Raw genomic sequence first — 18,732 nt, 5'->3', positions numbered from 1 at the left:
TTTGTGCAAGGGGTGGTTTGGCTGTGGCTAACCGGCCCGGATGCTGCGCTGGCGACGCGGGGCCGGACTGCAGCCGTTCGGGCCCGGACCGTACGGGCCGCGCCACACGGCTGCCGTGGGGCAGCCCGGCCAAACCGGCGGGTCAAGCTACCGGGACGAGAGGGATTTCGGCAATGCGGGTCTTCCAGGTCCGGGGGCCTGTGTCATGCACGGACGTGCCTGTGGCGTCGACGGCCACGGTAACGGGCATGTCCTTGACGTCGAACTCGTAGATGGCTTCCATGCCGAGATCCTCAAAGGCGACGACACGGGCCGCGCGTATCGCTTTGGAGACGAGGTAGGCCGAGCCGCCGACCGCCATGAGGTAGGCTGACTTGTGCCTGCGGATGGCCTCGATGGCCTCCGGGCCGCGTTCAGCCTTGCCAACCATGGCAATGAGGCCGGTTTTGTCCAGCATCATGTCGGTGAACTTGTCCATGCGCGAGGAGGTAGTGGGGCCCGCGGGGCCGACCACCTCCTCGCCGACGGGGTCCACGGGGCCAACATAGTAGATGACGCGGTTGGTGAAATCGACCGGAAGTTTTTCGCCCTGGGCGAGCATGTCCTGGATGCGCTTGTGGGCGGCATCGCGGCCGGTGAGCATCTTGCCAGAGAGCAGGAGGGTCTGCCCGGGCTGCCAGCCGGCCACTTCCTGGGGCGTGAGCGCATCCAGATCGACCTGCCTGGATGCGTTGTAGTCGGGCGCCCAGTGTACGTCTGGCCATTCGGACAGAGAAGGCGGCGCAAGTACGGCGGGACCGCTGCCGTCGAGCGTGAAGTGGGCGTGCCGCGTAGCGGCGCAGTTGGGTATCATGGCCACAGGTTTGGACGCTGCGTGCGTGGGGAAGGTATTGATTTTGACGTCGAGTACGGTTGTGAGCCCTCCCAGGCCTTGTGCGCCTATGCCCAAGGCGTTGACTTTCGTATAGAGCTCGATGCGCAATTCTTCGAGCTTGCTCTGCGGGCCGCGCTCGAGCAACTCGTGCATATCGATGTCGTCCATGAGCGACTGCTTGGCCATGAGCATGGCTTTTTCGGCCGTGCCGCCCACCCCTATTCCGAGCATGCCGGGCGGACACCAGCCGGCGCCCATGGCGGGAACGGTCTTGAGCACCCAATCGACCAGGGAGTCGCTGGGGTTGAGCATCGCAAACTTGGATTTGTTTTCAGAGCCGCCGCCCTTGGCGGCGATCTGGACATCGACCTTGTCGCCGGGGACGAGCTCGACGGAGACAATACAGGGGGTATTGTCGCGCGTGTTTTTTCGGGTGAAGAGCGGATCGGTGAGTATGGATGCCCGCAGCGGGTTGTCGGGATTGGTATAGCCGCGGCGCACGCCTTCGTCGCAAAGATCCTGCATGCTCAGGCGCGTATCGAACCGGACGTCCATGCCTATCTTGAGGAAAACGTTGACCACGCCGGTGTCCTGGCAGATGGGGCGCCTGCCCTCGGCGCACATGCGCGAATTGGTAAGAATCTGAGCGATGGCATCCTTGGCGGCGGGATTCTCTTCGCGCTCGTAGGCGCGGGCCAGGTGGCGGATGTAGTCGGCGGGATGGTAGTAGCTGATGAACTGAACCGCGTCGGCAATGGACTGGATCAGATCTTCTTCTTTGATGAGGGTCATGGCGGAGCTCTATGTAAAAGGGCGGACCGCCGTGGGCCCGCCTGCGGGAAAACAGTAAGGGAAGACCTATTTGCCGGTCCAGACCGGCTTGCGCTTCTCGGCAAAGGCCGTGGCGCCCTCTTTGGCATCGTGCGACGTGAACACATGCGCGATGCGAGGGCGCTGCAGGTCGAACATATCGGCTTCGCGCCAGTCGCGCGATTCGCTCACAACGGTTTTGGCCGTGCGCACGGCCAACGGGCCGTTGGCGGCAATGGCGCGGGCCAGCTCCATGGCGGCTTCCAGGGCCTTGCCTGGGGCGACCAGGCGATTGACGAGGCCATAGGCGTGCATGCGGGGAGCGGGCATCATGTCGCCGGTAAGAATGGCTTCCATGGCGATGTGATAAGGGATGCGGCTGGGCAGGCGCAGCATGCCCCCCGCGCCCGGCACGATGCCACGCTTGACCTCGGGCAGGCCGAAATTGGCATTCTCGGCCGCCACGATGAGATCGCAGGAGAGCACGATTTCACAGCCGCCCGCCAGCGCATAGCCTTCCACCGCCGCGATGAGCGGCTTGCGCGGCGGACGTTCGGCGATGCCGGCGAAGCCCCGGCCGGCGGCATAGGGCCGCTGGCCATCGCGCGCGAAGGCTTTCAGGTCCATGCCGGCACAGAAGGTGCCGCCCGAGCCGGTAATGATGCCGATAACCAGATCTTCGCGTTCGTCAAGCTCCTGCATGGCCGCGGCGATGCCCTGCGCGGTTTCCAGGTTGATCGCGTTGCGGGCTTCGGGGCGGTTCAGGGTGACGATCTGTATGCCGGATTGGACTTCAACCTTTACCACGTCAGACATGAGCTTTCCTTGTTGATGTGCGGTATCTTGCGCCCTTCCCGATGGCCGGTCGGGGGCGGTGGAGCCGCAAATTGGGAGGCGGCGGGCATGGTTGCGACTGTGTTGGCGGGGAAGCAGTTAAAATCGAAGAATTTTTCGGCCCACCGCTATACTTGCCATCGCACATGCTCACCTTTCAGCAAATCATTTTAACGCTACAGCAATACTGGGACCGGCATGGCTGCGCCCTCCTGCAGCCCTACGACATGGAAGTGGGCGCTGGCACATCGCATACCGCCACATTTCTGCGGGCCATCGGGCCGGAGCCCTGGCGTGCCGCCTATGTCCAGCCATCGCGCCGGCCCAAGGACGGCCGCTACGGAGAGAACCCCAATCGGCTCCAGCACTACTATCAGTATCAAGTCGTGCTCAAGCCCGCCCCGCCAGAGATCCTGGATCTGTATATCGGCTCGCTGCGGGCGCTGGGCATAGATCCCAAGCAGCACGACATCCGGTTTGTTGAGGACGACTGGGAGAATCCCACGCTTGGGGCATGGGGACTCGGATGGGAGGTCTGGCTCAATGGCATGGAAGTGACGCAGTTCACCTATTTCCAGCAGGTGGGCGGCCTGGATTGCACACCTACGACGGGCGAAATCACCTATGGCCTGGAGCGCCTGGCCATGTACCTGCAGGACGTGGAAAGCGTCTACGACCTGGTCTGGACGGAAGGCGCGGACGGGCGCAAGGTTTATTACCGCAATGTGTTCCACCAGAACGAGGTCGAGCAGTCCACCTACAATTTCGAGCATGCAAACAGCACCATGCTGTTTGCGCATTTCAATGACTACGAGGCGGAGGCCCAGCGCCTTATCGAGGTGCCCCTGGCGTTGCCAGCCTATGAGGCGGCGTTGAAAGCGGCGCACACCTTCAATTTGCTCGATGCACGGGGCGCCATCAGCGTCACGGAGCGTGCGGCTTACATAGGACGCATTCGCAACCTGTCGCGCGCGGTTGCCCAGGCTTATTTCGATTCACGCGAGAAACTAGGATTTCCCATGCTGGCCCATGCAGCCACGGAGGACGCACAATGAGCGCCGCCGTTCCCACTCAAACCCAGGCATTGCTGGTTGAACTGCTTACCGAGGAACTGCCTCCCAAGGCGCTCGATCGATTGGGCAAGGCTTTTTCAGAGGGCATACGCAAGATCCTGGCGCAGCATCATCTGCTCGCCGAAGGCTGCGGAGCAGTTGATTTCGCCACGCCGCGCCGGCTGGCCGTGCGGTTCGATGCCGTGCTCGAACGCGCGCCCGATCAGTCCTTCACCGAGAAACTGATGCCGGCCCGCATAGGCCTGGACGACAGCGGCGCGGCTACACCTGCGCTGACCAAGAAATTGACCTCCAAGGGGCTGGGCCATCTGTCCGTCGGGGACCTGGTCACGGAGTCGGATGGCAAGCAGGATTACCTCTATGCGCGTGGTATGGCTGCGGGGAAATTACTGAGCGAGGGGCTGCAGGAGGCCCTGGACCACGCCATCGGCAGCCTGCCCATACCCAAGGTGATGCGGTATCAACTGGCCGATGGCGTTACCAGCGTCAAGTTCGTGCGTCCGGCGCATCGGCTGGTGGTGCTATGGGGCGACACGATCGTGCCAGCACGGGCGCTGGGGCTGACATCGGGCCGCCGCACGCTGGGCCATCGGTTCATGTCGGAAGGCGACATAGAGATCACTACCGCGGCTTCCTATGAACAGCAGCTTGCCGCTCAGGGCAAGGTGGTTGCTTCATTTGACGGACGGCGTGGCCTTATCCGCGAACAGTTGCTTACGCGTGCCGCCGATGTGGGTGCCACGATAGGCGAGGGCGCCGAGGTCGATGCGCTGCTTGACGAGGTCACGGCGCTGGTCGAGCATCCCACCGTCTATGCGGGGCAATTTGACGAGCAGTTTCTGGCAGTGCCCCAGGAGTGCCTCATCCTGACCATGCGGCTCAATCAGAAATACTTTCCTCTCTTTGAGCCGGACAGCGGCAAGCTGACACATCGTTTTCTTATCGTCAGCAATATGCAGGTGGATGATCCGTCCAATATCATCGAGGGCAATGAGCGGGTGGTTCGCCCGCGCCTGGCCGATGCGCGCTTCTTCTTCGAAACCGACCTGAAGACGCCTTTGCCCGACCGCGTCGTGGGGCTGGCGTCCAGCGTATATCACAATAAGCTGGGCTCGGTATTCGAGCGCGTCGAGCGTGTGCGCCGCGTCTCGCGCCATGTGGCCGAGCAGTTCGGCCTGAACCCCGCCAGGGCCGGCCGCGCCGCGCTGCTGGCCAAGGCGGACCTGAGTTCCAGCATGGTGGGCGAGTTTCCCGAGCTGCAAGGCATCATGGGCGCCTATTACGCCGCCGCCGATGGCGAACCCGAGGATGTGGTTCGCGCCATAAGGGATCAATATCTCATCAGGCTCGATGCGCCCGTGACCGATGCCACGCTTACGAGTACGGTGCTGTTCATTGCCGAGCGCGTGGAAACGCTGGTGGGTATCTGGGGCATAGGTCTGGCGCCCACAGGAGAGCGCGACCCCTTCGGCCTGCGGCGCGCGGCGCTGGGGCTGATCAGCGCCTACGAGCAGTTGCGGGCGGGCGGCTACCTGAAGGTGAGCGACAGCAACACTCTGGCGCTGGACACTCTGCTGGAGGCCGCTGCGGGCACCTTCAAGCGAGGCGTAATTGCCGGCGGAACGACGCAGGAAATCGAGGCCTTCATCTATGAGCGCTATAGAAATCAGCTCGCTGGCGAGGCGGATCGCAATGTCATCGATGCCGTGCTGGCGCTTGCGCCGCCGCTGCATCAGGTGCAGGCGCGCATACAGGCCTGCAGCGCCTTTGCGGGACGGCCCGAGGCAGTGAGCCTGGCGGCTGCCAACAAGCGTATCGCCAATTTGCTCAAGAAGGCGGAATCCGCGCCGGGCGAGGTGGACGCCGAGCATTTGCAGGAACCTGCGGAGCGTGCTCTTGCAGACACCATTGCGACGCTGGCGCCGCAGGCCCGCGCCCAGTTCGAGCAGGGTGAGTTCGCCGCTAGCCTGGCTACGATGGCGGGCGCGCGCGATGCGGTCGACGCCTTCTTCAAGGATGTCATGGTCATGGCCGAAAACCCCGCCGTACGCGCCAATAGGCTTGCCCTGCTTGCGAGTCTGCATAGGCTCATGAATCAGGTGGCCGACATATCGAGGCTGGCGCAGTGAAACTTGTCATTCTTGATCGCGACGGCGTCATCAACCAGGACAGTGCCGATTTCGTCAAGACGCCTGACGAATGGATTGCGTTGCCTGGCAGCATCGAGGCCATTGCGCGGTTGTCGCGGGCCGGCTGGCGGGTTGTAATCGCCAGCAACCAGTCGGGCATCGCACGCGGCCTGTTCAGCATGGATGTGCTCACCGCCATACACGCCAAGATGCGCAGGGAGGTCTCGGAGGCGGGCGGAGCCATAGACGCAATTTTCGTCTGTCCTCATGGGCCTGACGACGGATGCCTATGCCGCAAGCCGCTTCCTGGGCTGTTCCAGGATATTGGCAGGCGTTATGAAATGAGCCTGGCCGGCATTCCAGCAGTCGGCGACTCGCTGCGCGATCTGCAGGCTTGCGCCGCGGCCGGCTGCGCGCCGTGGCTGGTGCTGACAGGCAATGGCCGCAAGACGCAGGACGGTGGATCGTTGCCGGCAGGCACGCAGATCAGAGATAGCCTGGCATGTGTCGCCGATGCGCTGCTCGCGGGAGAAGCGCAATGATGGGGGTGCTGCGAGCGGCGGCATATCAGCTTTTTCTTATCGTCACGGTCATTCCTTATGCCTTCCTCTGCCTGCTGTGGGCTCCCTTGCCACGGCACTGGCGCTATCGGCTCACTGTGGGCTGGCCGCGAATGGCGGTCTGGGGTGCAAAGGCCATTCTTGGCATACGCTGGCAAGTCAAGGGCTGGGAAAATCTTCCCGATGGCCCGGGCATTCTGCTTTCCAAGCATCAATCAGCCTGGGAGACCCTGTTTTTTCCATCCTACATGCCGCGCGAACTCTGCTTTGTGTACAAGCGCGAGCTGCATTGGGTTCCTTTTTTCGGCTGGGGTCTGGCACTGCTGCAGATGATCCCCATCAACCGATCGCGTGGCAGGGATGCCTTCGAGCAGGTGGTGCGCATGGGACAGCGGCGCATCGACGAAGGGCGCTGGCCCATTCTGTTTCCAGAAGGCACACGGATCGCTCCAGGCAAGGAAGGGCGCTATAAAATGGGGGGCGCCTTGCTGGCTTCGCGCACCTGCACGCCGATCATTCCCGTGGCGCACAATGCTGGTGAGCTTTGGCCGCGCAAGGCTTTCATCAAAAAGGCCGGTACGATCACAGTTTCCATCGGCCCGCTGATCCATCCTGACGGCCTGTCGCCTGAAGCGCTCAATAAGCGGGTGCATGACTGGATAGAAGGGGAAATGCGCGTGCTTAATCCTGAACGGTATGGCGCGGCCTGAACAGCTCGATTTGTTTGCTGATTTGCCCGCAGCGGGCCCCACCGCCGGCGGCGCCATGGCCCCTGCCTCCAGTATGGATTCGCATGTGTCTGGCGCGGCACAAGACATCCAGGTTTCTGACAAGCATGCCGTACCCGGTGATGCCCGGCACGTGTCGCGCGAGAAGTCCCCGGAAAGCGGCGCGCTGCCCGTTCCCATTGCCCCGCCGTCGGTGCTGCCCGATGGCATGCGCTGGCGTGAGGTTTCCACACCCCAGCAGACCATAGGCTTTCTGTTGCGCCGCTCGCGCCGCAGAAGCATAGGGCTGTCCGTTGACGATGGCGGCTTGCTGGTTACTGCGCCAAACTGGGTTACGTTGCGGCAGATCGATGAAGCCGTTATTGAGAAGTCGCGCTGGATCGTGCGTAAATTGCGTGAGCGCCATGAGCGCAAGGCACAGCAGGCCACGGCGGACACGCTGTGGCAGCAGGACGGCCAATTACCCTACATGGGACAGCGCATCACGCTTCGGCTTGGCGGCGGCGATGCCAGACCATGGTTTACGGGACAGCCTTTCGCGCCCTCCGCTGGCGACCAGCTTGTGCTTGGACTACCGGCCGGCGCCGATCCCCTGCGCGTACGTGACAGCACCTACGCCTGGCTGCAGCAGCAAGCGCAAGCATGGCTTGGCGCGCGACTGCAGCATTTTCTGGATGCGAACGGCTTGGCTGTGCGGCGCTGGCGGCTGTCCTCCGCGGCCACGCGCTGGGGGTCATGCAGCAGCGACGGCAATATTATGCTCAACTGGCGTCTCATCCACTTTCGGCACGATGTCATCGACTATGTCATTGCCCACGAGGTTGCCCATTTGCGCTATTTGAACCATAGCGCCGACTTTTGGCGCGAGGTGGGGCGTATTCTGCCCGGCTTCGAGGCGGCCCGGGATGTCTTGCGTCGGCACGACCCCGCTTCGCTGCCATTAATCTGACGACAGGCCGCTGTTAATCCGAAAACAATTCCCTGGCATTTTTGCCATGCCGTGCCCGCCAACAGCGGGGCGGCGACGGGCAGGCTGATACACTTTCCCAACAAGGCAGGCATGGCAGTGCATGCGTGCCGGCATGCGAACAGGAGAATATGAAATGCGTTTGTTGCACACTATGCTTCGCGTGGGCGATCTGGATCGCTCGCTGTCTTTCTACACGGATATTCTTGGAATGCGCGTCTTGCGTCGCAAGGACTATCCCGACGGCAAATTCACGCTTGCTTTTGTGGGCTACCAGGAAGAAAGCGAAGGTGCCGTGATTGAACTCACCTATAACTGGGATACCCGTCATTACGAACTGGGCGACGGCTACGGGCACATTGCACTGGAAGTGGATGACGCCTACGAGGCCTGTAGCCGCATCAAGGAAAAAGGCGGCAAGGTTGTGCGGGAAGCCGGGCCCATGAAACATGGCACGACTGTCATTGCCTTTGTTGAGGATCCGGACGGTTACAAGATAGAACTCATCCAGAAGAAAGACCGCAACGACTAGGTTTGGGGTTTGCTCCGCGATTGGGGAATGCGCAGGCGGATCCGCCAGAAAACGGTTGGCCCGCGGTCATGTTTCGCTTACCCGAGGGCGTGGAACGGCTCAGTCCGGGAGCCGCTCCAGGCGCTGGCCCTGGCAGGCCAGCAGCAGCGCGTGCACGGATCCCTGTTCAAGACACAGACCGGGATCCAGGTCTGACAGCGGTTGCAGCACGAAAGCGCGCAGATGCATGCGCGGATGCGGCACTGTCAGCACCGGCGTATCGATATGGCGTCCGCCATACAGCAGCAGATCCAGGTCCAGCGTGCGTGGCGCGTTCCGATAGGGTCGCTGCCGGCCATGTGCGCACTCTATGGATTGAAGCAATGAAAGCAAAGCATCGGGTGGCAGGCGGGTGTCGACTTGCGCCACCGCATTGACATAGTCTGGGCCGTTTGATTCCACAGGCGCGCTCCGATACAGGGGCGACAGGCGCAGCAGAGCCACACCTGGTGAAGCCGCCAGCGCTTGGGCGGCCTGCTCCACATGCCGCCTGGGTTGATCCAGGTTGGCACCCAGTCCCACATAGCAGCGGATCACGCTTTCGGGCATGGCGGGACTGCCGAGCGCCGCTTCCATACTGGAATCATAATTGCGCGACCTCTTATTCCGATGCGGTGCGGCCCCGTTCGACCGCACCCTGCTGGCTGTTGGCGCCGCCCGAGCGACGGCCGCGGCCGCGGCGACGGCGTGCGCCAGCTGGCCGGCTGCGTTGCTGGGCCTGATAGGCCTCCAGCATGATCGCTCTGGTGGCGTCATCGGCATCGGCCAGATCCATCCACCATTGCGCCTGCACGCTGTCCACCTCCCGCGCTTCCGCGCGCAACTGGAGGAAATCGACCGCTGCGCGAAAACGCGGCTGTTCGAGCATGCGCCAGATGCTGCGCGCGCTGGCGTTTTCAAAACGAGGTTGCATGAACCAGATTTCGCGCATATCGGACTGAAAGCGGCGCTGGATGGCCAGCTTGCGTGTCTGCGCCTCCATGACCATGTCCGCCGCCTGCACCAGGGCCTGGGCCTTGTGCTCGCCTTCCGCGCACAAAGCTTGCCAACGCTTGTTAACCAGTTTCCAGAGCAAGGCAGCAAACAGAAAGCTCGGGCTGACGGTCTTGCCCGCGCGCACACGGGCATCGGTGCGCTCAAATGCAAGCTCAATGAACGCTTCGCCCCCTTCTTCCGCGAATATCTGATCGACCAGAGGCAGCAGGGATCGATGCAGTCCCATGGCGCGCAGCTGACGCAGGCAATCCATGGCGTGCCCACAGGTGAGCAGCTTCAGGGTTTCGTCGAACAGCCTGGATGCGGGCACATGTTCGATGAGCGAGGCCATGCGGGCAATGGGTTCGGCGGAAGCGGGATCGATCGTCCCGTCAAGCTTGGCGGCAAAGCGCACGGCGCGCAACATGCGCACGGGGTCTTCGCGGTAGCGGGCTTCGGGTTCGCCTATCATGCGCACAACGCGCTTTTTTAGGTCAGCCACACCCTGGTGGTAGTCGATGACCTCTTCAGAGAGGGGATCGTAGTAGAGCGCGTTGAGGGTAAAGTCGCGTCTGGCCGCGTCGTCTTGTTGTGTGCCGAACAGATTGTCGCGCAGAATGCGCCCGTGTTCGTCGGTGTATTCGTCCCCGTCTGCGGTGGCCCTGAACGTGGCTGTTTCAATGATTTCCTGGCCGAACACCACGTGCACGAGCTGGAAGCGCCGGCCAATGATGCGCGCTCGCCGAAAAAGCGGACGGACCTGCTCCGGCGTGGCGTTGGTGGCAACATCGAAATCCTTGGGCGCCAAGCCCACGATGAGGTCGCGCACGGCGCCGCCGACGATATAGGCCTCATAGCCCTCTTTCTTGAGGACCTCGCAGACTTTTATTGCATGGCGCGACACCTTGCGCCGGTCGATGCCGTGTTTTTCGCGGGGCAGGCGTTCCGGCCCCCGCGGCGCGGACATGAACAGACGTTCTACAAAACTTTTTATTGTTTGCTTGAGCATGGTGCTATTTTAGGACTTTGCGTCCTGCATGTCCTTGAACAAATCCAGAATCAGCCAGCCTTGCGTCTCGGCGTGTTGACGCAGCGCTGCACTGGGGTTGGTGGCCACGGGGTGGGTGACGGCTTGCAGCAGCGGCAGGTCGTTGTGCGAATCACTGTAGAACCAGGAGGATTCGAATTCGTTCAAAGCGAGGCCCAGGCCAGCCAGCCACTGGTTTACGCGCGTGACCTTGCCTTCCTGGAAACTGGCTATGCCATGTATCCGGCCGGTGTACCGACCAAGCGCCTGTTCCGGTACGGTGGCGATCAGATGGCTGAGGCCGAAGGCGCGGGCTATGGGCGCCGTAACGAATTCGTTGGTAGCGGTGACAATGGCGCACAGGTCTCCGCGCGCCAGGTGTCTTTGCACAAGTTCGAGCGCACTGGCCTTTATGGCTGGGCGTACGACCTCGGCCATGAATTGCTCGTGCCAGGCCGCCAACTCGGCCGGCGTGGTGCGGGTCAGCAGGCCCAGCATGAACTGGGCGGCTTCCTCGGCGCTAAGGGCTCCGGCCTTGTAGCGCTCCATCAGTGCGTCATTGCGCCGTATGGCCTGGGCCGGATCACCGGCGCGCCCCGTGCGGGCAAGATAGTCGGCCCATTGATAGTCGCTGTCCAGCGGCAGCAGTGTGTGGTCCAGGTCGAACAGAGCAAGGTGTTGCGGGCGTGTCATGGCAGTGTTGGTCAAGAAGGCAGTGTGACGCCGGGAGAGTTCAGCCGGCGTTGGGCGAAGGCGGCGCTGTGCGCAGCAGGTCCTTCAGCAAGGGCAGTGTGATTGCGCGTTGTTTTTCCATGGAGTAGCGATCAAGTGCGTCCAGCAATGCGCTCAGCAGGCGCATATCGCGCGAATGGTGGGTGAGTATCCAGTTGATGACTTCGGGTGCCAGCCGTAGCCCCCGCTCCAGCGCCCGGGTTTCCAGCGCCTGGGCACGTTCGGCGTCCGACAGCAACTCGAGCCGGAAAACCAGGTCCCATCCCAGCCGGGTGCGCAAATCCTCCCGCAAAGGCATGGACAGCGGCGCCCGGTTGCCGGACAGAACCAGGGCAAATGCTAGGGGCGTGGCGGCTACCTCGCGCCAGCGATTGTACAGGCTGAAGAGCGCCGCCTGCGCGCTGTCGTCCAGGCGCTCCACGTCATCGACGGCCAAAAGGCGAAAGGGAGGGGTATCTGCCATGGCCGCGTCCCTTAGCATATCGGCGGCGTCGGAGGGCTCGATATATATGGCATCGGCGCGCTCCGCGCAGGCCCGCAGCAGATGGGTGCGGCCGGCGCCCGGCGCGCCCCAGAGATAGATCGCATGACCGGGGCTGCACCGTGAAAGGGCATCCAGCGCCTGCGCATTGCCGCCAGGCACGAAGTTGTCCAGCGAGGGAGGTGAAGGCGGCAGAAGGTCGAGTATGAGTTGCTGGGACATGGTCATGCCGGGTTCATCGTAAAATCCAGGTTCATCAAGTTAAACACGCAATTCTTGCACATCCCGCAGCTTTTCTCTCGATAGCGGCCGCTCCACCCGGGCGCCGGCTATCCCGGAGCACTTTTCATGACCAAAAAACCATCCGCTTCCATGACCTACCGCGATGCGGGCGTTGATATCGACGCGGGCGACGCGCTCGTCGACCGCATCAAGCCCCTTGCGGCCCGTACTATGCGCGCCGGCGCCCTCACGGGTATAGGGGGCTTTGGCGCGCTCTTCGAAGTGCCGCCGCATCTGAAGCAGCCCGTTCTGGTGTCAGGCACCGATGGCGTGGGCACCAAGCTGAGGCTTGCGTTCGAATGGCAGCGGCACGACACGGTTGGGATAGACCTGGTTGCGATGAGCGTCAACGACATCCTGGTGCAGGGGGCGGAGCCTTTGTATTTTCTCGATTATTTTGCCTGCGGAAAGCTATCGGTGGATACCGCTGCCAGTGTGGTGGCAGGTATCGCCAAGGGCTGCGAGCTCTCGGGATGCGCACTCATCGGAGGAGAAACCGCCGAGATGCCGGGTATGTATCCCGATGGGGAATACGATCTGGCGGGTTTTGCCGTCGGGGCAGTCGAAAAATCCAAGATCATCGACGGCAAGTCCATTGCGCAGGGCGATGTGGTGTTGGGCCTGGCATCCAGCGGCGCGCACTCCAATGGCTACTCGCTGATCCGCAAGATTCTCAGCCACGCGAATGCGCGCCCCAGCCAGGATCTGGATGGGCGCAAGCTCGAGGATGTCGTCATGGCGCCCACGCGTATTTATGTGAAATCCGTGCTGGCGGCGCTCGCGGCGCATGAAGCCGGCATCAAGGGCCTGGCGCACATCACGGGTGGCGGATTGCTGGAGAACGTTCCACGCATTCTTCAGCCGGGCCTGGCGGCGCGCCTGCATCGCGATGCCTGGGAAATGCCTGCCCTGTTCAAGTGGCTGCAGGAGAATGGCGGCGTTGCAGACCAGGAAATGTATCGCGTATTCAATTGCGGCGTTGGCATGGTGGTAGTGGTGGATGCCGCGTCGGCGGATGCGGTCACGGCAACCTTGCGGGCAGAAGGCGAAACCGTCAGCCGCCTGGGTGAAATCGTGGCCCAGGGCGAAGGCCCGCAGACTTTCGTGGTATAGGACGGAGTGCGCCCAATATTGGCGGTCAGCGCCAGACCTGCGCCGCGGCATCGATGATGCGATCCCGTGCATCCGCGGCCAGGCAGTCCACGACGACGCGTTCGGGTTGGGCGCGTAGCCATGTCAGCTGGCGCTTGGCCAATTGGCGCGTGGCCGCAACCGCTTGCTCAACGGCGGCCTGCAAGCGAGCATCGCCATCCAGATGCGCCCACAACTGGCGGTAGCCCACGCAGCGCATTGAAGGCAGGCCGGTGTGCAGGTCGCTGCGGGCGTGCAGCGCGGCTACCTCTGCCAGCAAGCCTTGATCCATCATTTGGCCGAAACGAGCGGCAATGCGCGCATGTAGCACCAGGCGATCCGAAGGTTCCAGGCTGAGTGTCATGTATCGATGGCCTGCGTCATCGGAGGGGCGTGCCTTGCGCAGCCAGGCCGACATGGGTATGCCACTGACACGGTAAATCTCGATGGCGCGCTGCAGGCGCTGGCTGTCATTGGGCGACAGACGGGCGGCAGTCTCGGGGTCGTAGCCGGCCAGCTGTCTGTGCAAGCCGGGCCATCCCAGCGAGGCGGCCTCCTGGTCTATCTGGGCGCGAACAGCCGCATTGGCCAGAGGCAGGTTGTTCAGGCCTTCCCGCAGCGCCTTGTAATACAGCATGGTGCCGCCGCATAGCAGGGGGATGTTGCCTCTGGCGCGGATGTCCCGGATCAGTTGCCTGGCATCGTGTGCGAATTCCGCCGCGGAGTAGCTTTGCGCCGGATCGCGTATGTCCAGAAGGTGTTGCGCCACCCGGGCGCGTTCTTGGGCACTGGGCTTGGCTGTGCCGATGTCCATGCCGCGGTAGATGGTGGCCGAATCCACCGTGATGATTTCAAGAGGCCAGCGCTCGGCCAGGGCGAGCGCCGCAGCGGATTTCCCGGAAGCGGTCGGCCCCGCAAGACAGAGTATGGGTGTTGCCATGCCGGACTATTGGCCGCGCATGAACAGGCGGTCGAGCTCGGCGATGGGCCATTGCATCCAGGTGGGCCGGCCGTGGTTGCACTGATCCGCGCGTTCGGTTTCTTCCATGCGCCGCAGCAGCCCGTTCATTTCATCCAGCGTCAGCCGGCGGTTGGCGCGTACCGATCCATGGCAGGCCATGGTGGACAACAGTTCGTTGCGCTGCTCAGTCAGATGAGGCGTCATGCCCACGCTGGCCAGATCGCGCAATACGCTGCGCGCCAGCGATTCAATGTCGCCACCGGCGAGCAGCGCCGGCACGGCGCGCACGGCCAGCGCGGCCGGCCCTGCCGGCCGGATGCCCAGCCCCAGTTCGTCCAGCGTGGCCTGATACTCTTCCACCAGGCCAACCTCCTTCTCGCTGACATTGAATACAACGGGTACGAGCAATTCCTGGCGCGGCAGATCGCGCGCGTCCATGGCGCGCTTGAGTTGCTCGTAGACGACACGTTCGTGGGCGGCATGCATATCGACCAGCACCAGTCCATGCCTGTTCTGGGCCAGTATATAGATGCCATGGAGCTGGCCCAGGGCCATGCCCAGCGGGTATTCGTCCGTATCATGTGCGGCCGGCGGGCTTTTTGTCTCATGCTCGCCGACGCCATCAACGTTCAGTCCGTCGGCGGGGCGGTAGAAGGCCTGCCACGTATCGGTTCCGCCCGCCGGGTCGCGTAGCGGGAAGGTCCGCTGTCGGCTGTAGACATGTCCAGGGTTTCCTGAGGCGGCCTGAGCAGCCGAGAAGCGGCGCCATCCGTCCTCCGGCGCGGATCCCGGCACGGCAGGCACGGAGGGTTGTGTGCCGCCTTCTTGTGGGATATCCGTGTCCGGCATCTTTGCGCCAGCCTTGCCGTCATGCGAACTGCCGGCTTCCGCCAGGGCGTGGCCTCCCGCTCCCGCAAGCGCCTGTGCCAATGTTTGACTGACAAACCGGTGAACCGCGCCGCTGTCCCGGAAGCGCACTTCGTGCTTGGCGGGGTGCACATTGACATCCACTGTGGCTGGATCCACAGCCAGAAAGAGCACGTAAGCGGGTTGCCGGTCTCCGTGCAGCACATCGGCATAGGCCTGGCGAATGGCGTGCGATACGCTGCGGTCCTTGACAAAGCGCCCGTTGACGTACAGGTACTGGCGGTCGCTGCGGCTGCGCGCAAAGGTGGGGCGGCAGGTAATGCCCTCGAGCGCGATCAGGCCCAGTTCACGATGGACGGAAAGGCATTGCGACACGAAGTCCTGCCCAAGCACTTCGCGCACGCGCTGTCCGACATCGCTGGCCCGCCAGTTTCTCTGCGCCTTGTCATTGTGAAACAGGCGGAATGCAATCTGCGGGTGAGCCAGCGCGATGCGTTCGAAGGCATCCAGGCAGTGGCCGTACTCAGTGGTTTCTGAACGAAGAAATTTACGACGGGCCGGCACCTCATCAAAAAGCTGCCGCACATCCACTGTGGTACCCACAGAGCCCGAGGCGGCCGAGGGCCGGTCCTGCGGTCCCGTAACCTGCCAGGCATGGGGCTCGCCCTCGGTGCGCGATGTCAAGGCCAGGCGAGCAACCGAAGCCACCGAGGCCAATGCCTCGCCGCGAAATCCCATGGAGCTTACGGATTCCAATTCATCCAGCGATGTGATCTTGCTGGTTGCATGGCGCGTCAGCGCGAGAGGCAACTCCTGCGGCGGGATACCGCTGCCATCGTCGCTGACACAGATGCGGCGTATGCCTCCCCCATCAAGCCTGACCTCGATTGCCCGTGCGCTCGCATCGATGGCATTTTCCATGAGCTCCTTGAGCACGGAGGCGGGGCGCTCGATGACCTCGCCTGCGGCGATCTGGCTGACAAGGCGATCGGGCAGCGGGGCGATCGCGCGGCGCTGTAGGGCGGGATTGGACATTGCGGTCATGCACTGATTTTAGCCTCAGGTTCGCGGCATGTTGAATGCTGGAATAAACTGGGGCGTTCGCACCCACCTTTACAGGAATTTATGCTCGATTTATTCAACATGATCCTCCACATCGACCAATTCATGGGCGAGTGGGTAGTGCAATATGGGCAATGGATCTATCTGGTTCTGTTTCTTATTGTTTTTGCCGAAACAGGCCTGGTCGTCACGCCATTCCTGCCTGGCGATTCACTGCTGTTCATCGCGGGGGCGTTTGGCGCCAGCGGCATGCTGGACCCAGTGCTGCTCGCTCTCATATTGATTGTGGCAGGTGTGCTTGGCAATACGGTCAATTATCATATCGGCCGCTACATCGGCCCCAAGGTATTCACAAGCCGCGTCCGCTTTCTGGATCAGCGCGCACTGCTGCGCACACATGCCTTTTATGAAAAGCATGGCGGCAAGACCATCATCCTGTCGCGCTTTCTGCCGGTCATTCGTACCTTTGCACCGTTTGTGGCCGGTGTGGGGCTCATGAGCATCGTGCGTTTCCAGGTGTTCAACGTGGTTGGCGCGGTGCTGTGGGTGGGCGGGCTGATCACGCTGGGTTTTTACTTTGGCAACGTGCCCATCATCAAGGAACATTTGAACACCATTGTGCTGATCGGTGTCAGCGCCGCCGTGGTGCCGGTGGTACTGGGAGTGCTGTGGCGGCTGCTCAGGCGCTCTTCAGCAAGCTAGCACCGGGCCCCCGACGGTGCATGCTCACAGCGCTCGGCCGCCCAGCCGAGGCGATTGCGGCCGATGACGCGTAGTCGCCAAGCGGCCAGGCCGTATCAAGCGCGCCGCGCCAGGGTGGGCGAGGCGTCGAAGAAATCGGTAATGCTGGTCAGCAGCGCTTCGGCAATCTGCTCCTGATACTTGCTGCTGCGCAGTTTGCGCTCTTCCGCCGGATTGCTGATGAACGCTGTTTCCACCAGGATGGAGGGAATATCCGGCGCTTTCAGCACGGCAAAGCCTGCCCGCTCTACATGCTTTTTGTGCAATGTATTGATTTTTGCTATTTCTTGCAGAACCCGGCTTCCGATGCGGATGGAGTCGTTGATCTGGGCGGTCGTTGACAGGTCCAGCAGTACTTTGGCCACTTGCTGGTTATGCGATCCCAGGTTCACACCGCCGATCAGGTCGGCGTCGTTCTCGCGCTTGGCCATCATGCGGGCCATGGCGCTCGTGGCGCCATGCTGCGACAGCGCGAACACTGACGAGCCCCGCGCGCTGGGCTTGATCCATGCATCCGCGTGAATGGAAATAAACAGGTCGGCCTTGACGCGCCGTGCCTTCTGTACGCGCACGTGCAGCGGCACGAAGAAATCGCGGTCACGCGTCATATAGGCGCGCATATTGGGCTGCGCGTCGATCAGCTTGCGCAGTTTGAGCCCTATCTTGAGCACAACATCCTTTTCCTTGGTGCCGCCTCGGCCATGCGCACCCGGATCCTCGCCGCCATGGCCCGGGTCGATGGCAATCAGGAGCGGACGGTCGGGTGTGGGGGGCGCCGGCATGGGAGATACGTCGGGCGTCCGCCTGGGGGGCTTGGGACGGGGTGTGGTGGCGACCGGAGGCAATTGCTGGCCTGGCACTGACGGGACAGGCGCATCCGGTGGATTGTTGCGGGCCAGGTCTTCAAGCACTTGGGCCAGTGGATCATCCTGAGCCTCGTTCAGGATGGCCAACAGCGGGTCTTGCGCCACCTTCGGGTACAAGTCCAGCACAAGACGATATTTATATTCTCCAATTGGCTTGAGCGTGAACACCTGGGGCGCGATGGGCTGCTTGAGATCGAGCACAAGCCGCACTACGCCCGGTCGGTTTTGGCCCACGCGCACCGCGGCGATATAGGGATCGTTGGGCTGGATCTTGGATACCAGCTCCTTGATCGCGGTGTTCATGCTCAGTCCGTCGATATCCACGACCAGCCGGTCGGGATGTTCGAGCATGAAGTGTTCGGCCTTGAGCTCGGAATCCATCTCAAGGGTGACGCGGGTGTATTCGTCGGCCGGCCAGGTCCGCACGGCCACGATGGTGGCTGCCTGACTGAGCGAGGGGATGACGGGCAGAAGCAGCAGAGAGCCCGCAGTCGCTAGGACCCGGCGCCGGGAGACATCTGCCGGATTATGTCCTTTTGTGTGGAGGCAAGTGTCGTCAGCCATAGTCTTCCTTTATCGCTATGGGCGACAAGGGAGGCATGACGCCCGACATCTGCATAGTCGAGCCTGATATCCATATCCGGAGAGGAGAGCAAGCCGCCCGCCTGTTCCGGCCATTCGATCAAAACCACCGCCTCATCACGCAGGATTTCTCTGAATCCTGCATCCACCCATTCGCGCGAATCGCTAAATCTATAAAAATCAAGGTGATAGAAGTATAAGTTAGAAAGATTATAGCTTTCAAGCAGTGCGTAGCTGGGACTTTTTATTCTTCCAGTGATTCCTGCGGCGCGAAGCAGGGCTCGAACGAAGCTGGTTTTGCCTGCGCCGAGGTGGCCGCTGAGGTGAATGCGGCCTCCTTTTACCGAGGGCCCAAGGCGCGGATGCGTGCCGCAAAGCATGGGCGCGAATGCCTGGGCCAGCGCATTTGTTGCAGCTTCATCTGGCAATTGAATCGAAATTGCATCTATTTTTGGTTCTTGTGTTGCCATGGTTTTAGG

18 protein-coding genes are annotated in these 18,732 nt (G+C 62.2%); 8 read left to right on the top strand and 10 right to left on the bottom strand.

The features are described 5' to 3' along the window. Positions 1–142: 142 nt before the first annotated feature. Positions 143–1,666: a fumarate hydratase gene (locus ERD78_RS17570; RefSeq protein ID WP_129970956.1), complete on the bottom strand. Its 1,524-nt coding sequence runs from the start codon at positions 1,664–1,666 to the stop codon at positions 143–145. A 66-nt stretch (positions 1,667–1,732) separates the two neighbouring features. Beyond that, the gene (locus ERD78_RS17565) at positions 1,733–2,500 is read right to left on the bottom strand and encodes a crotonase/enoyl-CoA hydratase family protein (RefSeq protein ID WP_129970954.1); all 768 of its coding nucleotides are present in this window, start codon (positions 2,498–2,500) and stop codon (positions 1,733–1,735) included. Positions 2,501–2,664: 164 nt separating this feature from the next. Between ERD78_RS17565 and glyQ the strand changes: the two genes are divergently transcribed. The 6 genes from glyQ to gloA all read left to right on the top strand — a co-directional run bounded on the left by glyQ (position 2,665) and on the right by gloA (position 8,507). Then, on the top strand, positions 2,665–3,573 hold the full coding sequence (gene glyQ, locus ERD78_RS17560; RefSeq protein WP_129970952.1) for a glycine--tRNA ligase subunit alpha: 909 nt from the start codon (positions 2,665–2,667) through the stop codon (positions 3,571–3,573). Further along, positions 3,570–5,720, top strand: coding sequence for a glycine--tRNA ligase subunit beta (gene glyS / locus ERD78_RS17555; protein ID WP_129970950.1), 2,151 nt, complete (start codon positions 3,570–3,572; stop codon positions 5,718–5,720). The genes glyQ and glyS overlap by 4 nt, the downstream gene beginning before the upstream one ends. Continuing rightward, the gene (gene gmhB, locus ERD78_RS17550; protein ID WP_129970948.1) at positions 5,717–6,262 is read left to right on the top strand and encodes a D-glycero-beta-D-manno-heptose 1,7-bisphosphate 7-phosphatase; all 546 of its coding nucleotides are present in this window, start codon (positions 5,717–5,719) and stop codon (positions 6,260–6,262) included. Before glyS ends, gmhB begins: the two co-directional genes overlap by 4 nt. After that, positions 6,262–6,990 (top strand): lysophospholipid acyltransferase family protein, encoded by a 729-nt coding sequence (locus ERD78_RS17545; protein ID WP_129971087.1) that lies wholly within the window; start codon positions 6,262–6,264, stop codon positions 6,988–6,990. Before gmhB ends, ERD78_RS17545 begins: the two co-directional genes overlap by 1 nt. Before the next feature lie 73 nt (positions 6,991–7,063). Then, complete coding sequence (locus ERD78_RS17540) at positions 7,064–7,957, top strand: M48 family metallopeptidase (protein ID WP_371734628.1); 894 nt, start codon at positions 7,064–7,066, stop codon at positions 7,955–7,957. A gap of 154 nt (positions 7,958–8,111) precedes the next feature. Next, positions 8,112–8,507 carry a lactoylglutathione lyase gene (gene gloA, locus ERD78_RS17535; protein WP_129970944.1) on the top strand — a complete coding sequence of 132 codons (396 nt, stop codon included), beginning with the start codon at positions 8,112–8,114 and terminating at the stop codon, positions 8,505–8,507. A 99-nt stretch (positions 8,508–8,606) separates the two neighbouring features. Here the strand turns inward: gloA and folK are convergent, their stop codons facing one another. Genes folK through hda form a run of 4 tightly spaced genes read right to left on the bottom strand, consistent with a single transcriptional unit; the run spans position 8,607 to position 11,983 of the window. Next, entirely contained in the window at positions 8,607–9,122 is a 516-nt protein-coding gene (gene folK / locus ERD78_RS17530; RefSeq protein ID WP_245152515.1) for a 2-amino-4-hydroxy-6-hydroxymethyldihydropteridine diphosphokinase, read from the bottom strand. Between the two features lie 25 nt (positions 9,123–9,147). After that, positions 9,148–10,530 (bottom strand): polynucleotide adenylyltransferase PcnB, encoded by a 1,383-nt coding sequence (pcnB, locus tag ERD78_RS17525; RefSeq protein ID WP_129970942.1) that lies wholly within the window; start codon positions 10,528–10,530, stop codon positions 9,148–9,150. A 9-nt stretch (positions 10,531–10,539) separates the two neighbouring features. Continuing rightward, positions 10,540–11,241, bottom strand: a complete 702-nt coding sequence (locus tag ERD78_RS17520; RefSeq protein WP_129970940.1) for an HAD family hydrolase — start codon at positions 11,239–11,241, stop codon at positions 10,540–10,542. Between the two features lie 40 nt (positions 11,242–11,281). After that, positions 11,282–11,983: a DnaA regulatory inactivator Hda gene (hda, locus tag ERD78_RS17515; protein WP_129971083.1), complete on the bottom strand. Its 702-nt coding sequence runs from the start codon at positions 11,981–11,983 to the stop codon at positions 11,282–11,284. Positions 11,984–12,109: 126 nt separating this feature from the next. Between hda and purM the strand changes: the two genes are divergently transcribed. After that, entirely contained in the window at positions 12,110–13,156 is a 1,047-nt protein-coding gene (gene purM / locus ERD78_RS17510) for a phosphoribosylformylglycinamidine cyclo-ligase (protein ID WP_129970938.1), read from the top strand. 25 nt (positions 13,157–13,181) lie between these two features. Here purM and miaA read toward each other — a convergent pair whose 3' ends face one another. Further along, positions 13,182–14,114, bottom strand: coding sequence for a tRNA (adenosine(37)-N6)-dimethylallyltransferase MiaA (gene miaA, locus ERD78_RS17505; RefSeq protein WP_129970936.1), 933 nt, complete (start codon positions 14,112–14,114; stop codon positions 13,182–13,184). A 6-nt stretch (positions 14,115–14,120) separates the two neighbouring features. Then, positions 14,121–16,046: a DNA mismatch repair endonuclease MutL gene (mutL, locus tag ERD78_RS17500; protein ID WP_245152514.1), complete on the bottom strand. Its 1,926-nt coding sequence runs from the start codon at positions 16,044–16,046 to the stop codon at positions 14,121–14,123. 81 nt (positions 16,047–16,127) lie between these two features. On the opposite strand from mutL, the gene ERD78_RS17495 reads away from it, so the two are divergent. Beyond that, on the top strand, positions 16,128–16,766 hold the full coding sequence (locus ERD78_RS17495) for a VTT domain-containing protein (RefSeq protein WP_129970934.1): 639 nt from the start codon (positions 16,128–16,130) through the stop codon (positions 16,764–16,766). A 95-nt stretch (positions 16,767–16,861) separates the two neighbouring features. Here ERD78_RS17495 and ERD78_RS17490 read toward each other — a convergent pair whose 3' ends face one another. After that, on the bottom strand, positions 16,862–18,235 hold the full coding sequence (locus tag ERD78_RS17490; RefSeq protein WP_129970932.1) for an N-acetylmuramoyl-L-alanine amidase: 1,374 nt from the start codon (positions 18,233–18,235) through the stop codon (positions 16,862–16,864). After that, on the bottom strand, positions 18,166–18,723 hold the full coding sequence (tsaE, locus tag ERD78_RS17485) for a tRNA (adenosine(37)-N6)-threonylcarbamoyltransferase complex ATPase subunit type 1 TsaE (RefSeq protein ID WP_129970930.1): 558 nt from the start codon (positions 18,721–18,723) through the stop codon (positions 18,166–18,168). The genes ERD78_RS17490 and tsaE overlap by 70 nt, the downstream gene beginning before the upstream one ends. Positions 18,724–18,732 lie beyond the last annotated feature (9 nt).

The organism is Allopusillimonas soli, from assembly GCF_004153445.1.
In the GTDB taxonomy this organism is placed as follows: Bacteria; Pseudomonadota; Gammaproteobacteria; order Burkholderiales; family Burkholderiaceae_B; genus Allopusillimonas; species Allopusillimonas soli.
This window is presented reverse-complemented; position numbering and strand designations above follow the sequence as displayed.

Bases quoted from the DNA above. Each gene is read 5' to 3' on its own strand.
- ERD78_RS17490 (WP_129970932.1), bottom strand. From the start codon at position 18,235: ATGGCTGACGACACTTGCCTCCACACAAAAGGACATAATCCGGCAGAT.
- gloA (WP_129970944.1), top strand. From the start codon at position 8,112: ATGCGTTTGTTGCACACTATGCTTCGCGTGGGCGATCTGGATCGCTCG.
- ERD78_RS17570 (WP_129970956.1), bottom strand. From the start codon at position 1,666: ATGACCCTCATCAAAGAAGAAGATCTGATCCAGTCCATTGCCGACGCG.
- ERD78_RS17495 (WP_129970934.1), top strand. From the start codon at position 16,128: ATGCTCGATTTATTCAACATGATCCTCCACATCGACCAATTCATGGGC.
- ERD78_RS17565 (WP_129970954.1), bottom strand. From the start codon at position 2,500: ATGTCTGACGTGGTAAAGGTTGAAGTCCAATCCGGCATACAGATCGTC.
- miaA (WP_129970936.1), bottom strand. From the start codon at position 14,114: ATGGCAACACCCATACTCTGTCTTGCGGGGCCGACCGCTTCCGGGAAA.
- tsaE (WP_129970930.1), bottom strand. From the start codon at position 18,723: ATGGCAACACAAGAACCAAAAATAGATGCAATTTCGATTCAATTGCCA.
- pcnB (WP_129970942.1), bottom strand. From the start codon at position 10,530: ATGCTCAAGCAAACAATAAAAAGTTTTGTAGAACGTCTGTTCATGTCC.
- purM (WP_129970938.1), top strand. From the start codon at position 12,110: ATGACCAAAAAACCATCCGCTTCCATGACCTACCGCGATGCGGGCGTT.
- hda (WP_129971083.1), bottom strand. From the start codon at position 11,983: ATGTCCCAGCAACTCATACTCGACCTTCTGCCGCCTTCACCTCCCTCG.
- glyQ (WP_129970952.1), top strand. From the start codon at position 2,665: ATGCTCACCTTTCAGCAAATCATTTTAACGCTACAGCAATACTGGGAC.
- folK (WP_245152515.1), bottom strand. From the start codon at position 9,122: ATGGAAGCGGCGCTCGGCAGTCCCGCCATGCCCGAAAGCGTGATCCGC.
- glyS (WP_129970950.1), top strand. From the start codon at position 3,570: ATGAGCGCCGCCGTTCCCACTCAAACCCAGGCATTGCTGGTTGAACTG.
- ERD78_RS17520 (WP_129970940.1), bottom strand. From the start codon at position 11,241: ATGACACGCCCGCAACACCTTGCTCTGTTCGACCTGGACCACACACTG.
- ERD78_RS17540 (WP_371734628.1), top strand. From the start codon at position 7,064: ATGGATTCGCATGTGTCTGGCGCGGCACAAGACATCCAGGTTTCTGAC.
- mutL (WP_245152514.1), bottom strand. From the start codon at position 16,046: ATGACCGCAATGTCCAATCCCGCCCTACAGCGCCGCGCGATCGCCCCG.
- ERD78_RS17545 (WP_129971087.1), top strand. From the start codon at position 6,262: ATGGGGGTGCTGCGAGCGGCGGCATATCAGCTTTTTCTTATCGTCACG.